A 15,738-nucleotide genomic window follows, 5' to 3' on the forward strand; every position below is an offset into this window, starting at 1 on the left:
CAACGCTATACACAATCGCATGCCGGCCACAGCATGCGGCGCGCGAGCGACCGGGGTCAAGCGATGAGGCAGGATCATGAGGCAGGATCAACCACTGCGAATTTTCTACGCCGCCGGCCCGGGTGATGTGGCCAACACCTTCCGTTGTTGGAAGCAGGATCGCGACGATCCATCCTATCTCTCGTGGGCCTACGCACAGCAGTTTTTCGAGATCTGTCGCGAGCTGAACGCACCGGCCTACGTGCTGGCTTGCTGCGTCAAGCCAGACCTCGTCCGTGACGAGCACTTCACCGTCGAGCATCGGCCCAATCCCTTCGAGTCAACGCGGGGAGCGCGCTTTCACTTCGGTCGGGTGTCGTACGGACTGCAGATGCTCACCACCGCGCTCCGCTTTCGCGCCTCCGTGGCGGTGGTGCCGATGGGGACGTACTGGTTCATGCTGTCGCTCTTTCGTCTCTGTGGCGTGCAGGTGATTCCATCGTTGCACGAAGTCTTGTGGTGCAAGTATGGGCGGATGAAGCTCTCGCACCGGGTGATCAAGCGACTGGGGCGACGGCTGTTCGCCCGCCATGCCTTCGCGATTCTGAGCATCTCCGACGACGCGGATCGACAGGTCGCGCAGCTTACGCGCGGCCGTCATCGCCCGATTGTAGCCTTCTTGCCGTCGTTCCGGTCTGAGAAATTTGAAGGGACGGCGCGCACGCGGCCAGCGCGCCCTCCGTTTCGCGTGGTGTTTGTTGGACGCATCGAGCGCAACAAAGGCGTCTTCGATTTGCTCGAGGTCGCCCGGGAGCTGATGACGCGAGGGCGGACTGACATCACTTTTGATGTATGGGGCGGCGGCTCGCAACTCGGCGCTCTACGCTCCGCGGTGGTCACGGCGAAGATGGAGGCCACGTTCCGTTGTCACGGGTACCGCGACGAGATTGAGATGGCGGCGACGTACGGGAGTGCTCATGTCGTCGTTGTCCCTACCACAACCGAGTTCAGCGAAGGGTTTCCTCGAGTGGTCGCTGAAGCAATGCTGAGCGGATGTCCGGTCGTCACTTCGGCAGTGTGCCCTGCGGTACGCTACGTCGGCGATGGCGTAGTGGAAGTGCCGCCGGGCGACATCATCGCGTACGCCGACGCCATCGTGGGTCTGTGCGACGATCACGAACTCTACGAGCGCACGCGGCGCGCGTGCATGGTCGTGGGAGCGCAATTTTGCGATCCGGTTCGCAGTTGGGGTAGCGCACTGAAGACCACTCTGCAGGCGTTGCAGAGCGGGCACGATCCGACACCGGTCTCCTGGCTCCCGGGCGCGCCCCACGATAGAGCCGTCACGCCATGAAGGGGCTCAATATGGAGTGGCGTGGGTCCCGCGCGTGAATCCAGAGCACGTCATTTGCCGGCAACCCAGTTGGGTCGGCGACCGAAGCGAGCCGCAGGCGATGGCGAACGAAATTGCGGTGCGTCGATAGAGCGTAGCCGCGATATCTGTGGCCGTGCATGAGGTCGAACAACTCGAGCGGCGTCGATCCCGCCCGTTGTAGCCACGCGGGTACGACCTCGGTGATCACGAGCGGATGCCAGCGCGCCAACGTGCGCGCCATGCCACGCAGAACGCGACATTCGAACCCCTCGGCGTCGATCTTGATGGCGGTCACGGGTGCCGCGTCCGTTTCGATCACCTCGTCGCCGCAAACCACCGGCACGGTGAAACGCGCGGAGACCAGATGCTGGTCGGGCTCAGGGACCCTCGCCAGTGTTCCCAACCCAGAATGCGACGTCAGCACACTGAGTGTCAGCTGCATCGCGCTGTCGGCGAAGCCGACGCGATGGACGCGCACGTGACGGATCGCGTTCAACTCGAGGCATCGGTCAAGACGGTCACAGCATTCGGGATTTGGCTCGACGGCGTCGACGGTGCCAGCGGGAGCAACCAAGCGCGCAGCCAATAGCGTGATCATGCCGATGTTGGCGCCGACATCGACGAAACGATCGCCCGGCTTGAGGTACAATCGCAGCACCAGTTGGGCGGGCAGATCGTAGTAGCGGCCGAGAAAGTATGTTTGTCGTTCTGACCAATTCGAGAGTCGCAGTTCCATCCGATAGCCGTGCCACTTACCGCGGCACGTGCGACTCGTGGCATCAGCCCAGGCGGAATCGTCGCTCCCTCCAACCCAAGCGAACAACCGTCCCCAGCTCGGTAACTCGAATCGTGTATAGGGGACGATGAACGGCGCGAGTCGCCGGTAAGGCATGCCAGTTTGTCGTCTCGGTGGTGGTCGTCCGCCTGGCGGCGCGCGCGGCTACCAGGCGCCGCGGCAGGACAACACAGCGGGAACCGTGAGCAGCAACAGTTTGAGATCGAGCGCTAGACTGTGGTTGTCGATGTATTCGAGGTCGAGTGCGAGCTGATGCGCAAACGGAATCGTGCTGCGCCCGCTGACCTGCCAGAGCCCGGTCAATCCCGGCCGTACTTCCAGCCGGCGATGCGCTAGCGGGGTGTACCGCGCGACTTCCTTTGGCAATGGCGGACGTGGGCCGACCATCGACATGTCGCCCTTCATCACGCACCACAACTGCGGCAGTTCGTCGAGACTGAGTGTGCGGATGATGCGCCCAATCGGCGTCATGCGCGGGTCGTGCCGCATTTTGAACGTGATCGCGTCCTGATCGTCCTGCTCGCTCACCATGATGTCATGCATGTGCTCGGCGCCGACGTGCATGGAGCGAAACTTGGGAAACCAAAACGTGCAGCCGGCTTGCCCGACCCGACGCTGCCAGAAGATCACTGGCCCACCGTCGGCGAGCTTGATCGCGAGCGCGACCAGCAGACCAATCGGCAACAGGGCCATCAGCAGGACCGCCGCGATGCCGATGTCGAGGAGACGCTTGAACGCGGTTGCGTCGCGCAAGATCGCGCGCGGCAGGGCAAGTTCGGTTTGTCGATGTGGCTCCATCAGTGCGTCAGGGCCGTCCTCGGATCGAAACGATTCGCCGTTAGTGCTCGTGACCGTCGCCGACATCGCCTCGCCCCCCCACTCGCGCTCATATGACGGCCCCTATGCACCCCTGTCAAGGGGACAGCGGCGCTCGGCCGGGCGGTTGCGCCGCCAGCCCTTCGAACCGCAGACTCAGCGCCACGGCGATGTAGAGTACCCAGCCGATGTCGTACTGTACGAGATCGCTCTCGGTGAAATTGCGCAAAGCAAAGAAGATGAGAAACGTGATCGACCACAAGTCGAGGGGCGCGCGGTTCGCCAGTGCCAGGCGAAAGCTGCGCCATAGGCACCAGCCGTACGGAATGATGAAGGCGGCGAGGCCAACGACGCCGAGGTCCAACGTGAGATCCAAGAACCCATTGTGCCCATGGCCGGGGTTGCCCAGGTACACAGCAAGGAGATTTCGAGATCCGTGGTGGTCGGGCCGCCAGAACGCGGCGTAGCCGTCACCGAGCCATGGGCGCGTGCGGACTTGATCAAACAACGCGCCCCAAATGTCGGTGCGGCGATTGAGCGTGCGGTCGCTGCCGAGCCAGCTCAGTATCGCGTCGACCTGATAGGCGGCGACGGCGGCAACGAGCACCACTACAGCCGTGGCGACGATGAATCCGCTTGTCCGCCGTTGACGGGGAAGGCGTTGCAGCGCAGCCAGTAGCGCTGCTCCGGTAACACAGACGACTGCGACCACCAGCGCCGTGCGCGACCGCGACATCACAACCAGTCCCATAGAGACAACCAGACCGATCAAAGCCAGCGTCCGCTTGCGTGCCGCAAGCGCCAGCAGCGTGCACGCGGGCGGGGCGAGCGCGATCACGCCGCCGAACACGTTTTTGTGGGCGAACACGCCCTGCCACGCACCGGCGTGCACGCCCGTCATCACTCCATAGCGGGGGAAGAACACCGCCACGGCGGCGCTGGCGATGCCGGCGATCGCCAATGTCAGCGTCACCAACTCGATCTGTTGACGATAGCTGAAACGGAGCGCGAGAAAGAGACCGAACAGCGTTGAGGCCGTCAGCATCTCGGTTGCCCGCAATGTCAGGTCAACGTCCGCCGACCACAGCAGCGAGCTGAGCGCGAGTAGTGGGATCAGAAGCACGGGCCAGACGCATTTGACGACCGATCGCAACGCCGGCGGATCGAGCGCGAGAAGCAGGATCACCGCAATCGATCCGCCGAGGCCGACCGAACGCCCCGGCGTGCGCCCAATGAAATGCGTGAGGACGAGATCGAGTGCCTGGCTGAGCCACAGCAGATAGCTCAACGCGAAGGCCCACTCGGCGATCCGACGCGGCGGAGTGGCCCGCGCGGCGGTCAGGTTCGACATTGATTCAGTCTATCGCACGCGACGCGTCTGCGCTGTGCGAGGGCGGGTGCAAGTTGGTCCCAGATATCGAGCGCATCGGCGAGTCCGTGCAAGCAGACGAAATGCAACGGTTCGGCGCCGCTGCCTTGCACGCGCAGGGTATGCCCACCGGGGTCAACGCGCACGCACACTCCTACGCAACGAGGCCGAGCACCTCGCGCAACGTCGCGGCCAAATCGCGCAGCGCGCGTTCGCCGTCGCCGACAAAACTCGATCCGTGCATGAGCGCGAGGGTGCGCGGTTTGAGGTCGGCGATCTCGTTGAGGATGCGCTCCGTGTGCGGCGTGAACGGATAGGCATTGGCGAGAGGCCCCGCCTCGTCTTGCTCAAGGCCGCGGCGGGCGCGCTCGACCACATCGGCCGTGGTGACCGCTTCCACGTCGCCGCCGTGGGTGAAGAGATCCGAGCACAGCAACGTGCCGGTGGTCTCCTCGAACAGCAGCGACGCTTCCCAACAGTGCGGCACGTGCGGCGTCTTGAGGAAACGGAAACGCTTCCGCCCGGTCGTGAAGGTCTCGTGATGCTCCATGGCGTGCGCCGGCCGAATCGCGAAGTCGTTGACGCTGACGAGAGCGCCGACCAGCGTACACATCGCTTGCGCCTGTGGCGCGAGCGCGAGCCACTCGTTCAGCGCGCCGCACTCGTCCGATTCGAAGTGACTGAATCCGATCCAGCGCAGCCGCGCGGGATCGATCAGTGACGCAACGCCTTCGCGGACGACCGGAAACATCCCCTTCATGCCGGTGTGGAACAGCAACGGCTCGTCGTCACGCACAAGGAACTGATTGAACTGGAGGTTGAACTCCGGAACGAACGTCGAGATGCGGAAGATGTCCGATGCGATTTCAGTGATGGTTGGCATGGGTAACCACAATCCTCGTTTCGCTATGGCCGATTGGGTAGTAGGCAAGAGTGAATGCTCGATTCGCCGGGCACTTCGCCGGCGAGCATTTGGATTGCGCGCTCGGCGCCGGCGAGTTCGAAGTCGTGCGTGTGCATCTTGGCCACCGGGATGCGGCCCGACTCGATCAACCGAATCGCGGACCGATACGACTTGCTGGTGACGCCAAACGCACCCTTGATCGTGATCTCTTTGGCGACGATCAGGTCGCTGATGAAGTCGGGCACGGGTTTGAAGCCCTTGACCCCGGCAAGCACGACGCGCGCCCCCATTGCGGCATAGTACAGCGCTTCGGCGACCGGCTCCGGGGCGTAGGCGGAAACCTCCACGATCACGTCGGCGCCGTGGCCGTTGGTCAGCTCGCGCACGTGCCGGCGCGCGTCCTCGGCTTCGATGTCGATGGTGTGATCGGCGCCGAGTTCGCGCGCCAGGGCGAGCTTCGCGGCGTCGCGCCCCAGGCCGGTGACGATGATCTGGTCCACGCCGGCGGCACGCGCGGCGATCACGCTCGCCAGACCGCGTTGCCCAGGACCGAGGATCAGCACGATGTCGCCCGGACCGGCGTCGGGAATCTCCACCGCCCATCGAAAGCCGGCACCGAGCGGGTTGAACATGACGGCGATGCTGGCGGGAGTCTCCTTGCGCATCGGATGCACGAGCGAGTGCGGGTCGAGGTACATGTAGTCAGCGTAGGCTCCCCACAACCCCGGTGGATGCGACAGCGGCACGTACGAGTAGCCAAACATGCCGGCGCCGCGTCCCCGGCAGACTTGATAGCGGCCGTCGATGCACGCGCGGCAGTGCCCGCACGGGATGAGCACCTCGACCGCGACGCGATCGCCGGCGTTGACTCCCCAACGCTTGGCGGCGCGGTCGCCGATCTGCTCGATGATGCCGAGCGGTTCGTGGCCCGGAATCAACGGCCAGCGCGCGGGCAGCGTGCCGGTGTACTGCTCGACATCGCTGCCGCAGATGCCACAAGCCTCGACGCGCAGCAGCGCGCTGTCGTCGTCGATGGCGGGAATCGGCAACTCGCGCAGTTCGAGTTGCCGGGGGCCGGTTTGCACGATGGCGCGGGTCGTCGCTGGCATGGTCTCTGTCTCGTGCGCTCCCTCAACGCGATCGATTCAGCCCTAGCGGAAGGGAAACTTTGTTGTCAATGCGAGGCGCGCACGGATAGCGAACGCGGCGTTCTGCGATAGGGCGCTGGTCCGTCCACAGCGATCATGCTAGCCACTATCTCGCTGCGTGCAGAAGAAATGAGATGCGATGCGAGAAAGTAGGATGACACCCGAAGCCGTCACCCATCCCGAGGTTCCGCGTCACGATGTGCCGCGCGGCGGGCGCAGCGGTTTTACGCTCATCGATGACCGGCAGGTTCACTATCTCGAATGGGGCCCCGCCGGAGCGCCGGCGGTGTTGGCGCTGCACGGTGGCGGACAGACGGCGTACATGTACGAAGAACTCGGCGCCGCGTTGTGCGAACGGTATCACGTATTGGCGCCGGATCTGCCCGATCATGGTGATTCCGATCCGATGTCCGAGGCCGGTCGCCACGCGATTGCGGCGACGCTTCCCGGGCTGTGCACGCACTTTGGCTTGCGACGCTTCGCCATGATCGGGGCGTCGCTCGGCGGCATCGTCTCGATCACCTACGCGGCGGTGCACCGCGACAACGTCAGCGCCATTGTGCTGATCGACGTCGGGCACAAGCTCGAAGAGCAGGGCGTGATGAAGATCATGGAGTTCATGCGCGCGCACGAATCGTTTGCGTCGCTCGCTGAAGCCGCCGCCGAAATTGCCCCCTATCTTCCGCACCGCAAGGCGGTACGTCCCGAGCGTCTGAGCCGCAACCTGCGCCAGCGCAGCGACGGCCGCTGGGTATGGAAACACGGCTACAACCGCCGTCTGCGCGCCGAAGGGGATCAAGCCGGCCGCAACTGGAGCCACGTCATCGACGGACTCGACGACGACTGCGCCAAGCTGCGCTGCCCGGTGCTGATCCTGCGCGGCTCCGCCAGTGACGTGCTGTCGCGCGAAGGTGCGGAGGAAGTCGCTGCATTGATTCCGAACGCACGCTTGGCGACGGTTCACAACGCCGGTCACCTGGCCGCCGGCGACAATTCCGAATCGACGGTGAGTTTGGTGTCGGCGTTTCTGGCCACGGTGGCGTGGTAGGCATTCGACCGATTGATCGTCCGGCGCAGCCGACCCGATCGATCCCTCCCGCTATCCCAAGTATCCCGCGCTTAGTCACGTTCGACCCGGAGCGAGAGAAAACCGACGGCGCGGTTTTCTCTCGCGCTCTCTTTCGCGCCCGCTGCGCTCGGCTATTGGCGCTGCTTTCCGAGTCGGCCGCCGCAGTCAGACGGGAACGACAACGCGCTGCGATGCCAATGATGCGCTTCTGAACACCACCGGTGGCCTCGGTGCGTTGTAGATCCATCGCCGCACGTTCCTCCGAAGACCTGTCTTCGATTTCCCTCTTGCCGGGCATCCGACACGAACGGGGAACACACGTAGGATCTTCCCGACATCTTCGCAGAGGCCATCGGTTGATCGCGCACGCGCATCCTCGCGTAACCCGTTCGTTGCGCAGTAGCATGATCGACGGGCGTGGCCGGACTCACAAGGACGCAACCCATTGCCCGGCTCCGCGGCCGGAGAGTGGAGCGCGAGGAGAGAACCAGGCCGCTGGTGCTCTCCTCGCAGGGTGCAGGGGTGAAGCCCCGCCACGGATGGTTCGAGAGATTTGCGCACTCAGCTTCATGCGATCGACGCGGAGCGAGAGAAAACCGACGGCGCGGTTTTCTCTCGCGCGCTCTTTCGCGCCCGCTGCGCTCGGCAATCGGCGCTGCCTTCCGAGTCGGCCTCACGCTGAGGGCACACGTGAACGGCAAGGGGCTGCGATACCAATGAGGCGCTGCGGAGTGTATTCGGCGGCCTCTGCGTTTCGTAGAGGTGCGCGGTCTCTCCACCGAGAAACTGTGGACGTGATGCGCAACCTTTGCGCGCGTCGCCAGTTCCAGCTAGGCAGGCATCGCATGGCCGCCGTCGGCATCGAACCCCGCGATTCGTTTCTGCGTGTCCGCTTCGCTGACGGCACACATGCCGACTTCCACTATTTCTGGCTCCGCCACAACTGCGAGTGCTGCCGTCATCCGCAAACCGGGGAACGCATCATCTGCTCGTCGAATGTGCCGATGGCGATTCGACCGGAATCCGTTTCGCTGAACGCCGACGCGACCGAGGTCACTGCGCGCTGGAACGATGCGGACGGACATCGCAGTGTGTTCGCGCTGCCGTGGTTGCATACGCACGCGTATGCACTAAACCGTGAGGACGTGCTCCCGCCGTCGAGCGATCTCGGCGCAATCGAGGTTGACTTCGCGGCGCTTGGCGCGGCGGCGCTCGATCGCTGTGATGATGCCGTGCGATGTTTTGGTGCGATCATCGTGCGCGGTCGTGGCAACGATACCGAAGCGATCATCGATGATTTCGCGCAACGCGGCTTGCAGGTGATCGGCACGCACTTCGGCCGTATCGAGGATCTGCGGACCGACAACACCACCAACGACAACACCGATCAGCTCGGCTACACCGACGCACCGGTGGATCTCCATACCGATCAGCCGTTTCTCGACCAACCGCCGCGCTATCAGATGTTGCACTGCATGCAGCCGGCCGAGAGTGGCGGTGAGAACGTCGTCGTCGATGCCTGGCAGGCGGCGCGGTACCTCCGCAATCTCGATGCGCATGCCTTCGAGTTGTTGACGCGCATCGGGGTGCGTTTCCATCGCCAGCAGAAGAAGTTCGAGCGGCTGGTGGTCTCGCCGGTCATCGAGATCGACGGCGAGACGATCGTGCGCATCCGTTCGAGTTACTTCACCATGGCGCCGCATCGGGTGCCGTTCGAGCAGATGGAAGAATGGTACCGCGCCTACAACCGCTTCGCGGAGATTGTGAACGACCCGCGCCACCAGTATCGCTTTCTGCTGCGGGCCGGCGACTTCCTGCTCTACGACAACTACCGGATGCTGCACGCGCGCACCGGTTTCACCGGCGCGCGCTGGCTGCGCGGCGTGTATTTCAATCGAGAGTAGGGCGCGTCAGATCTTCTCGCTGACGGCGTCCTCACGCATCGATGGCGCCTGGCGCTGCTCGATCGCTACGAACGCGCGCGGGCCTTCGCCGAGATAGATCTGGCGCGGGCGGGCGATCGACTGTTCGGGGTCGCGCACCAATTCGGCCCAGTGCGCCATCCACCCAGCCGTGCGCGCGATCGCGAACAACACTGGGAACATGGTGATCGGTAGCCCCATCGCTTGGTAGACCAGTCCGGAGAAGAATTCGAGATTGGGGTACAGCCGGCGCGACATGAAGTAGTCGTCCTGCAGCGCGACGCGTTCCAGTTCGAGCGCGATGTCGATCAGCGGACTCTTGCGGGTCGAGAGCGCGACTTCGATCGCCAGTTGCTTGGCGATCTTGGCGCGCGGATCGTAGCTGCGATAGACCGGGTGGCCGAAGCCGAACAGCTCGCGGCCGTCCTTTACTTGCTTGATGAACGCCGGGACTTTCGCGACCGAGCCGATTTCTTCGAGCAGCGCGATCACCCGCTCACTGGCGCCGCCGTAGCGCGGGCCGTAGAGAGCCGCCACACCGGCGGCCACGGCGGAAAAGGGATCGGCCTGTGAACTCGCCACACAGCGCAACGCGTTGGTCGAGGTCGCCACTTCGTGGTCGGCATGCAGGATGAACATCACGTCGAGGGCGTGCTCGAACACCGGATCGGGCTGGTACTGCAGCTCGGTCATACGAAACAGCATCGAGAGAAAGTTCCCGGTGTAGCTCAAGTCGTTGTCGGGATAGATGTAGGGCAGGCCGCGTGTGCGGCGATAGGCGAAGGCCGCCAAGGTCGGCAGCTTGCCGATGAGGCGGCGCGTTTGCAGCCGGCGCGACTCGAGATCGACGACATTCTTCGCGTCGGGATAGAAGGTCGATAGCGCGCCGACCGTGCCGACCAGCACGCCGAGCGGCTCGGCGTCGTAGCGAAAGCCGTCCATGAACTTCTTGACGTTCTCGTGCACCATCGAGTGGACGGTGATGTTCTGCTTCCACATCGCGAAGTGGCGCGAATCGGGCAGCTCGCCCTTGACGATGAGGTAGGCCGTTTCGAGGAAATTGCTGCGCGCCGCGAGGTCTTCGATGGCGTAGCCGCGGTAGTGCAGCGTCCCCTTCTCGCCGTCGATGAAACTGATGCGGCTCTTGCACGGGGCGGTGTTGGTGAACGCCGGATCGTACGAGACGAGGCCCGGGTCATCTGTGGAGACCTTGATGGCGGACAAGTCAGTCGCTCGGATTGCCCCGTGTTCGATCCGGAGTTCGTACTGCTTGCCGGTCCGCTGATCGGTGACGGTGAGCACATCGCGCGCCATAGTGCGTCCTCGCTTTCGCCTGAGCCGTGTTGCTCGTTGGTTAGCAGGATGCGCGAAAAACGCCAGACCCCACGGTAGCGACTGAGGGGCTGCGAGTGACTCGATACCTTGCGAGGCGCACTCCGGCGCTGTAATCAACGGCATTGTATGGAAGCGAAGGCTGCCGCGAATACTACTACCGAGCTCGAACCCAAGGATGGGCGGCGCGACCGCGCGCGCGCGATCACCGAGTTGGCCGAGCGGTTGCCAGGACCGCTGCTGCCGTTGGCGCGCTTGGTCTACAACTACCGCTGGGCGTGGATGGTCGGCGGCGGCTCGTTGTTCCATGACATCGATCCCGCCGGCTGGCGTCACAGCGGATGCAACCCACGCGCCGTGCTCGAAGCCGCGCCGCCGCGTCGCCTAAACGAGTTGGCGCGCGATGCTGAGTTTGTCGAACGCGTCGAACACTTCGCCGCGCGAGTCGACGCCGACGCGCAGCGACCCGATGCCGATTTCGGGATCGCAACCGCGCACCCAATCGCCTACTTCTGTTCCGAGTTCGGCATTCACTGCTCGCTGCCGCTCTACGGCGGCGGTCTCGGTGTGCTCGCCGGCGATATGCTCAAGGCGGCCTCCGACCTCGCGCTGCCGATGATCGGTGTGGGCTTGCTCTATCGCGAAGGTTATTTTCATCAGCGACTCGATACGCAGGGCTGGCAGCACGAGTACTGGACCCCCACCGACTTCGCGCGCCTGCCCGCGGTGCTCGTCACCGGGCCGGATCAAGAACCGTTGACCGTCGAGGTGACGATTCGCGATCGCCGGGTCCGCATCCAGATCTGGCGCGTCGATGCCGGGCGCACGCGATTGTACTTGCTCGATACCGACCGTGAGGACAACCACGTCATCGATCGCTGGATCACCTCACGCCTCTACATCGGCGACCGTTGCACCCGCCTGGCACAGTACGCCGTGCTCGGCATCGGCGGCGTGCGCGCGCTCGCCGCCATGGGGATCGAGCCGTCGTTGGTTCATCTCAACGAGGGACACGCAGCGTTCGGCAGCTTCGAGCGCTTGCGGCGCTCGCTGGCGAGTGGGCGGCCATTTGGAGAAGCACTTGCTGCTGTACGCCGCGAGACCGTCTTTACTACGCACACTCCTGTCGCCGCCGGCAATGAGGGATACGGTCGCGATGAACTGGAGCCGGTGCTGGGCGACTTCATCGATCAGCTCGGCGTCCCGCGCCCCACGTTCTACGATCTCGGGCGTTTGTCTCCAGGCAACGAAAGCGAGCCGGCCAGCATTACGCCGCTGGCGCTGCGGACCAGCCGCGCGTCGAACGGCGTGTCGCGCCGTCACGGTGAAGTGGCGCGCAGCATGTGGCAGCCGTTGTGGCCGGATCGGTCGGTCGAAGGTGTGCCGATCGGCCATGTCACCAACGGTGTGCACGTCAGCACGTGGATGGCGGGGCCGATGCAAGAGTTGCTCGATCGGCATCTCGGAGAAGAGTGGCGGCGGTCCGCTCCCGACGCGGCGCTGTGGGAGCGCGTCGCGGCGATTCCGGACGACGAGCTGTGGGCGGTGCGCTGCGCCTTGCGCGAGCGATTGGTGGACTACGTGCGCGAGCAATCGGTGCGCGACCGGCTCGGCCGTGGCGAGCCGTCGGACTACGTCGAGGCGGCGGCGCGGGTGTTCGATCCCGCCGTGCTGACCGTCGGCTTCGCGCGCCGCGTGGTGGCGTACAAGCGCCTCTACCTGCTCGCGCGTCTACCCGACAACGGACTGCTGCACTTGCTCGCCGATCGCCCGACGCCGCTGCAGGTGGTGTTGGCCGGTAAGGCGCATCCGCAGGATCAGGAAGCCAAGGAAGCCTTACGCGGACGCTTCGAGTTGAAGCACGCACCACTGGTGTCGAGCCGCGTGGTGTTTCTCGAAGACTACGATCTCCACATGGCGCCGCGGATCGTGGCGGGCGTCGACGTGTGGCTGAATCTCCCGCGCCCGCCGCTCGAAGCCAGCGGCACCAGCGGGATGAAGGTTGCCATGAACGGCGGGCTGAATCTCAGCGTGCTCGACGGCTGGTGGGCGGAAGCCTACGACGGCGAGAACGGCTGGGCGATCGCGACGCCAGACGCCGATCCGCATACACAAGACGAGCACGACGCGCGGGCGCTCTTCGAGTTGCTCGAACACCAAGTGCTGCCGCTCTTCTACACGCGCGATGCCGACGGCATCCCGCGCGGGTGGCTGCAGCGCGTGAAGGCCGCCATGCGGTCGCTCATTCCGCGCTTCACTGCCGAGCGCATGCTGCGCGAGTACGTCCGGACGATGTACGTCAACGGCTCGCCGTGAGGTCGGCGAGCTGATTTCGTAACTCGTGCAACTGTTGCACGCGCCGCGTCGTCCACGGCGTGTCGCCGACTCCGACGAAGTGTACACCGGCCGCCGTGGCGGCGGCGAGATCGCTCTCGGCATCGCCGACGTAGACCGCAGCACCGGGTGCCACGTCGAAGTGGGAGAGACATTTCTCGATCATGTCCGGATGCGGCTTCGGCCGCGCGACATCGAGCACGCCCACCGCAAGGTCGAGATAGGCGTCGAGCTTGAAGCGTCGCATGACTTCCTGCACGGTCGTGCCGCGATTGCTCGCCATCGCTAGACGATACGATCGCTTCAACGATGCCAACAGCGGATACAATCCCGGTGCCGGTTCCATCAGGTCATAGAACGGACCGTAGTCGATCGCGCGCGCAATCTGCCGCGCCTGCTGCAACGTGGCGGGATCGTCGGCGAACAACTGATCGAACACTTGCGACGACGCCATGAAGTGCGCGCGCTTCTCCCACTCGGCGGAGAGCGGCGGCAGATCCATCTGGCGCAGCACGGCATTGTAGTAGGCGACGTTGGCGCGCCACGAGTCGAACAGCACGCCATCGCAATCGAAGATCACCGCCCGCAGCATCGCGGTAGAGAAGCAGAGCGGTGGCGAAAAGGGAAGGTGGTTCGGGGGCGATGCGCGGTTATTTTGGACAGCCCTCTAGCGCGTTGGGGAAAACGAAGAGAGTGGCGTCGCACACTACACCACTGAGGTGCCACCCGCTGCACGGATCACAGCTCGCGAGGTTCGGGCAGGCACTCAGCGGCTTGAGTCCGCGTGCGATATCGACCAGCAAAACCAATTCATCAACCGTAACCTGGACGTCGTCATTGCAGTCACCGGCGCAACACGGTGCCGTCTGGGCCGCCAAGGGCACAACCCGAAGCCAGGGAATCATCGCCACTACGATCACTGCGAGGAATCGCCGCGCCATTGAGCGCAAGAATAGTCCAGGTCAGTTTCCAGCTCAAACTGACCACCCACTACCCGCGGGCGGCGACTCCGAGTGTGTGGAGGAGCGCGGTGAACGGCTTGAGCGTGGCAACGTCGATCGCGCGCAGGCCGGCGGCGCGCGCACCGGCGATGTCGTGCTCAGCGTCGTCGCCGACGTACGCCGCTTCGGACTCGACGACATCGAGCTGAGAGAGGGCGACGCGAAAGATTCGCGCATCGGGTTTTAGCGCACCGGCATCCGCCGGCAGTACGAGCACATCGAGCAGCGCGCGCAGACCAAGGCCGTCGAGGATAGACTTCAAGCGATGGTCGAAGTTCGAGACAATTCCCGTGCGTAGCCCGCGCCCGCGCAAAGCGGCGAGCACCTCGACCGCGTCGGGAATGACCTGCCAGCTCGACGGCTGCGCGAAGTGGGCGAAGAGCAGATTGAAGTATTGCTCGAAGTCGGAAAACTCCGCCGACTCGTCGGCGATGCGGAACGTCGTCGCCACCACTTTGCGCCACCACGCCCGTTCCAGTTCTATGATGCGCTCGGGCGACGCACTGGGGAACAGCATCGGCGGCATCTGCTGCCAGGCAGCGCGGAACGCTGGCTCGATGCGGTTTGCCGTTGTGTTCACGCCAAACGTTCGCGCCAGCCGCGCATAGGTGTCGCCAACCGGCTCGCGCAGCCGGAGCAACGTGCCGGCGGCATCGAACAGCACCGCTTGCACTGGCGTCGACACGTTCACAGCGGGCTGAGCTCGACGATCGGAATCACCCGGGTCGTCTTCTTCTGATACGAATCGTAGGGCGGGTACATCGCCTTCAGCTTCGGCCACAGCGGTGCGGCTTCTTCCGGGTTGAGCGAGCGCGCGCGGTAGCCACGGGTCGCTCCGCCGAGTTCGACCTTCACGTCTGGGTGGACGAGCAGATTGCGGTACCAATGCGGTGGCGTGTCGCTACCGCCGAACGACGCGACGATGTAGAGCCGCTCGCCCTCGGCGATGTAGAGCAGCGGTGTCGGCACTTCGCGTCCGGTCTTGCGTCCGCGAGTGGTAACAATCAGCGTGTTCTTGCCCAGCAGCCCTTTGCCTCCCACCACGCGGTAGAGCGTGGCGTGGAGGCGAGTGACGCCGCGCACGACGTTGGCCAGGATCGGATTCCATTGCATGACGCTCACCCTCCGTATTCCATCGATCATCCCACAGCCGAGCCGAGCGGGGAAGTAGTGAGCGCCGATCTGTGTTCGTGCGACTCCCTACAACGAATCGGTCCGTGTTGCTGACCAGCCTTGCGGCGCGCGGCCATCGACGCGCACGCGGCGATGACGAAACAGCCAGCGTTCGCCAACCTGCACGAGTTGATCGCGGTAGCGCCCCCAGTGGTCCGGACCACGATGAGTGATGGCGAGGAAGTAGCTCGCCGCGCTGGCGGTGTCGGTGTTCGCGATGTCGATTCGGATGCTGGAGAGGTGATGGCGGATGAACGGCTGGGTCTCGCCGGTGGCGAGGCTGGTCTTGGTGCTGGTGAGAAAGGTGAGAATCGCCGCGCGCCCCGCGAGCGGCGCACGGCCATCGATCTCCAGCACGCCATCTTCGGTGAACAGTTCCACCAACTCAGCGAAGCGCCCGCTGTCGGCGCAGTGCGCGTAGCGCGCCAGCGTGTCGCGGATGCCTTCGCGTGCGCTCAGTTGCCATAGCTCCATGTCGCCGCCTCCCTTCGTGTGGAGACCTCCGTAGTGCAAGAGCGCG

14 protein-coding genes are annotated in these 15,738 nt (G+C 64.5%); 4 read left to right on the plus strand and 10 right to left on the minus strand.

Annotation, left to right across the window (positions count from 1 at the left end):
• Window positions 1–76: 76 nt before the first annotated feature.
• Complete coding sequence (locus HYR72_18955; protein ID MBI1817062.1) at window positions 77–1,333, plus strand: glycosyltransferase; 1,257 nt, start codon at window positions 77–79, stop codon at window positions 1,331–1,333.
• Here HYR72_18955 and HYR72_18960 read toward each other — a convergent pair.
• The 5 genes from HYR72_18960 to HYR72_18980 all read right to left on the minus strand — a co-directional run bounded on the left by HYR72_18960 (window position 1,323) and on the right by HYR72_18980 (window position 6,348).
• A complete protein-coding gene (locus HYR72_18960; GenBank protein ID MBI1817063.1) occupies window positions 1,323–2,090 on the minus strand; it encodes an FkbM family methyltransferase in 768 nt (255 codons plus the stop codon). The two genes, HYR72_18955 and HYR72_18960, sit on opposite strands and share 11 nt — an antisense overlap.
• 204 nt (window positions 2,091–2,294) lie before the next feature.
• Window positions 2,295–2,948, minus strand: coding sequence for a sugar transferase (locus HYR72_18965; GenBank protein MBI1817064.1), 654 nt, complete (start codon window positions 2,946–2,948; stop codon window positions 2,295–2,297).
• Window positions 2,949–3,063: 115 nt separating this feature from the next.
• Window positions 3,064–4,317, minus strand: coding sequence for an O-antigen ligase family protein (locus HYR72_18970; GenBank protein MBI1817065.1), 1,254 nt, complete (start codon window positions 4,315–4,317; stop codon window positions 3,064–3,066).
• A 172-nt stretch (window positions 4,318–4,489) separates the two neighbouring features.
• Window positions 4,490–5,218, minus strand: a complete 729-nt coding sequence (locus HYR72_18975; GenBank protein ID MBI1817066.1) for an MBL fold metallo-hydrolase — start codon at window positions 5,216–5,218, stop codon at window positions 4,490–4,492.
• Between the two features lie 23 nt (window positions 5,219–5,241).
• On the minus strand, window positions 5,242–6,348 hold the full coding sequence (locus tag HYR72_18980) for an alcohol dehydrogenase catalytic domain-containing protein (protein MBI1817067.1): 1,107 nt from the start codon (window positions 6,346–6,348) through the stop codon (window positions 5,242–5,244).
• A 178-nt stretch (window positions 6,349–6,526) separates the two neighbouring features.
• Here HYR72_18980 and HYR72_18985 point away from each other — a divergent pair, with 178 nt between their 5' ends.
• Window positions 6,527–7,435 (plus strand): alpha/beta hydrolase, encoded by a 909-nt coding sequence (locus HYR72_18985; protein ID MBI1817068.1) that lies wholly within the window; start codon window positions 6,527–6,529, stop codon window positions 7,433–7,435.
• Window positions 7,436–8,301: 866 nt separating this feature from the next.
• The gene (locus HYR72_18990; GenBank protein MBI1817069.1) at window positions 8,302–9,360 is read left to right on the plus strand and encodes a TauD/TfdA family dioxygenase; all 1,059 of its coding nucleotides are present in this window, start codon (window positions 8,302–8,304) and stop codon (window positions 9,358–9,360) included.
• A gap of 6 nt (window positions 9,361–9,366) precedes the next feature.
• Here the strand turns inward: HYR72_18990 and HYR72_18995 are convergent, their stop codons facing one another.
• Window positions 9,367–10,692, minus strand: a complete 1,326-nt coding sequence (locus HYR72_18995; protein ID MBI1817070.1) for a citrate synthase — start codon at window positions 10,690–10,692, stop codon at window positions 9,367–9,369.
• Window positions 10,693–10,839: 147 nt separating this feature from the next.
• Here HYR72_18995 and glgP point away from each other — a divergent pair, with 147 nt between their 5' ends.
• The gene (gene glgP / locus HYR72_19000; GenBank protein ID MBI1817071.1) at window positions 10,840–13,026 is read left to right on the plus strand and encodes an alpha-glucan family phosphorylase; all 2,187 of its coding nucleotides are present in this window, start codon (window positions 10,840–10,842) and stop codon (window positions 13,024–13,026) included.
• Here the strand turns inward: glgP and HYR72_19005 are convergent.
• From HYR72_19005 to HYR72_19020, 4 genes are all read right to left on the minus strand, one after another.
• Window positions 13,010–13,636 carry an HAD-IA family hydrolase gene (locus HYR72_19005; protein ID MBI1817072.1) on the minus strand — a complete coding sequence of 209 codons (627 nt, stop codon included), beginning with the start codon at window positions 13,634–13,636 and terminating at the stop codon, window positions 13,010–13,012. The genes glgP and HYR72_19005 overlap by 17 nt on opposite strands.
• Window positions 13,637–14,034: 398 nt before the next feature.
• The gene (locus tag HYR72_19010) at window positions 14,035–14,730 is read right to left on the minus strand and encodes an HAD-IA family hydrolase (protein MBI1817073.1); all 696 of its coding nucleotides are present in this window, start codon (window positions 14,728–14,730) and stop codon (window positions 14,035–14,037) included.
• 2 nt (window positions 14,731–14,732) lie between these two features.
• Window positions 14,733–15,158 (minus strand): nitroreductase family deazaflavin-dependent oxidoreductase, encoded by a 426-nt coding sequence (locus HYR72_19015; GenBank protein ID MBI1817074.1) that lies wholly within the window; start codon window positions 15,156–15,158, stop codon window positions 14,733–14,735.
• A gap of 87 nt (window positions 15,159–15,245) precedes the next feature.
• Window positions 15,246–15,692: a nuclear transport factor 2 family protein gene (locus HYR72_19020; protein MBI1817075.1), complete on the minus strand. Its 447-nt coding sequence runs from the start codon at window positions 15,690–15,692 to the stop codon at window positions 15,246–15,248.
• Window positions 15,693–15,738 lie beyond the last annotated feature (46 nt).

The organism is Deltaproteobacteria bacterium (genome assembly GCA_016178705.1).
In the GTDB taxonomy this organism is placed as follows: domain Bacteria; phylum Desulfobacterota; class Binatia; order HRBIN30; family JACQVA1; genus JACOST01.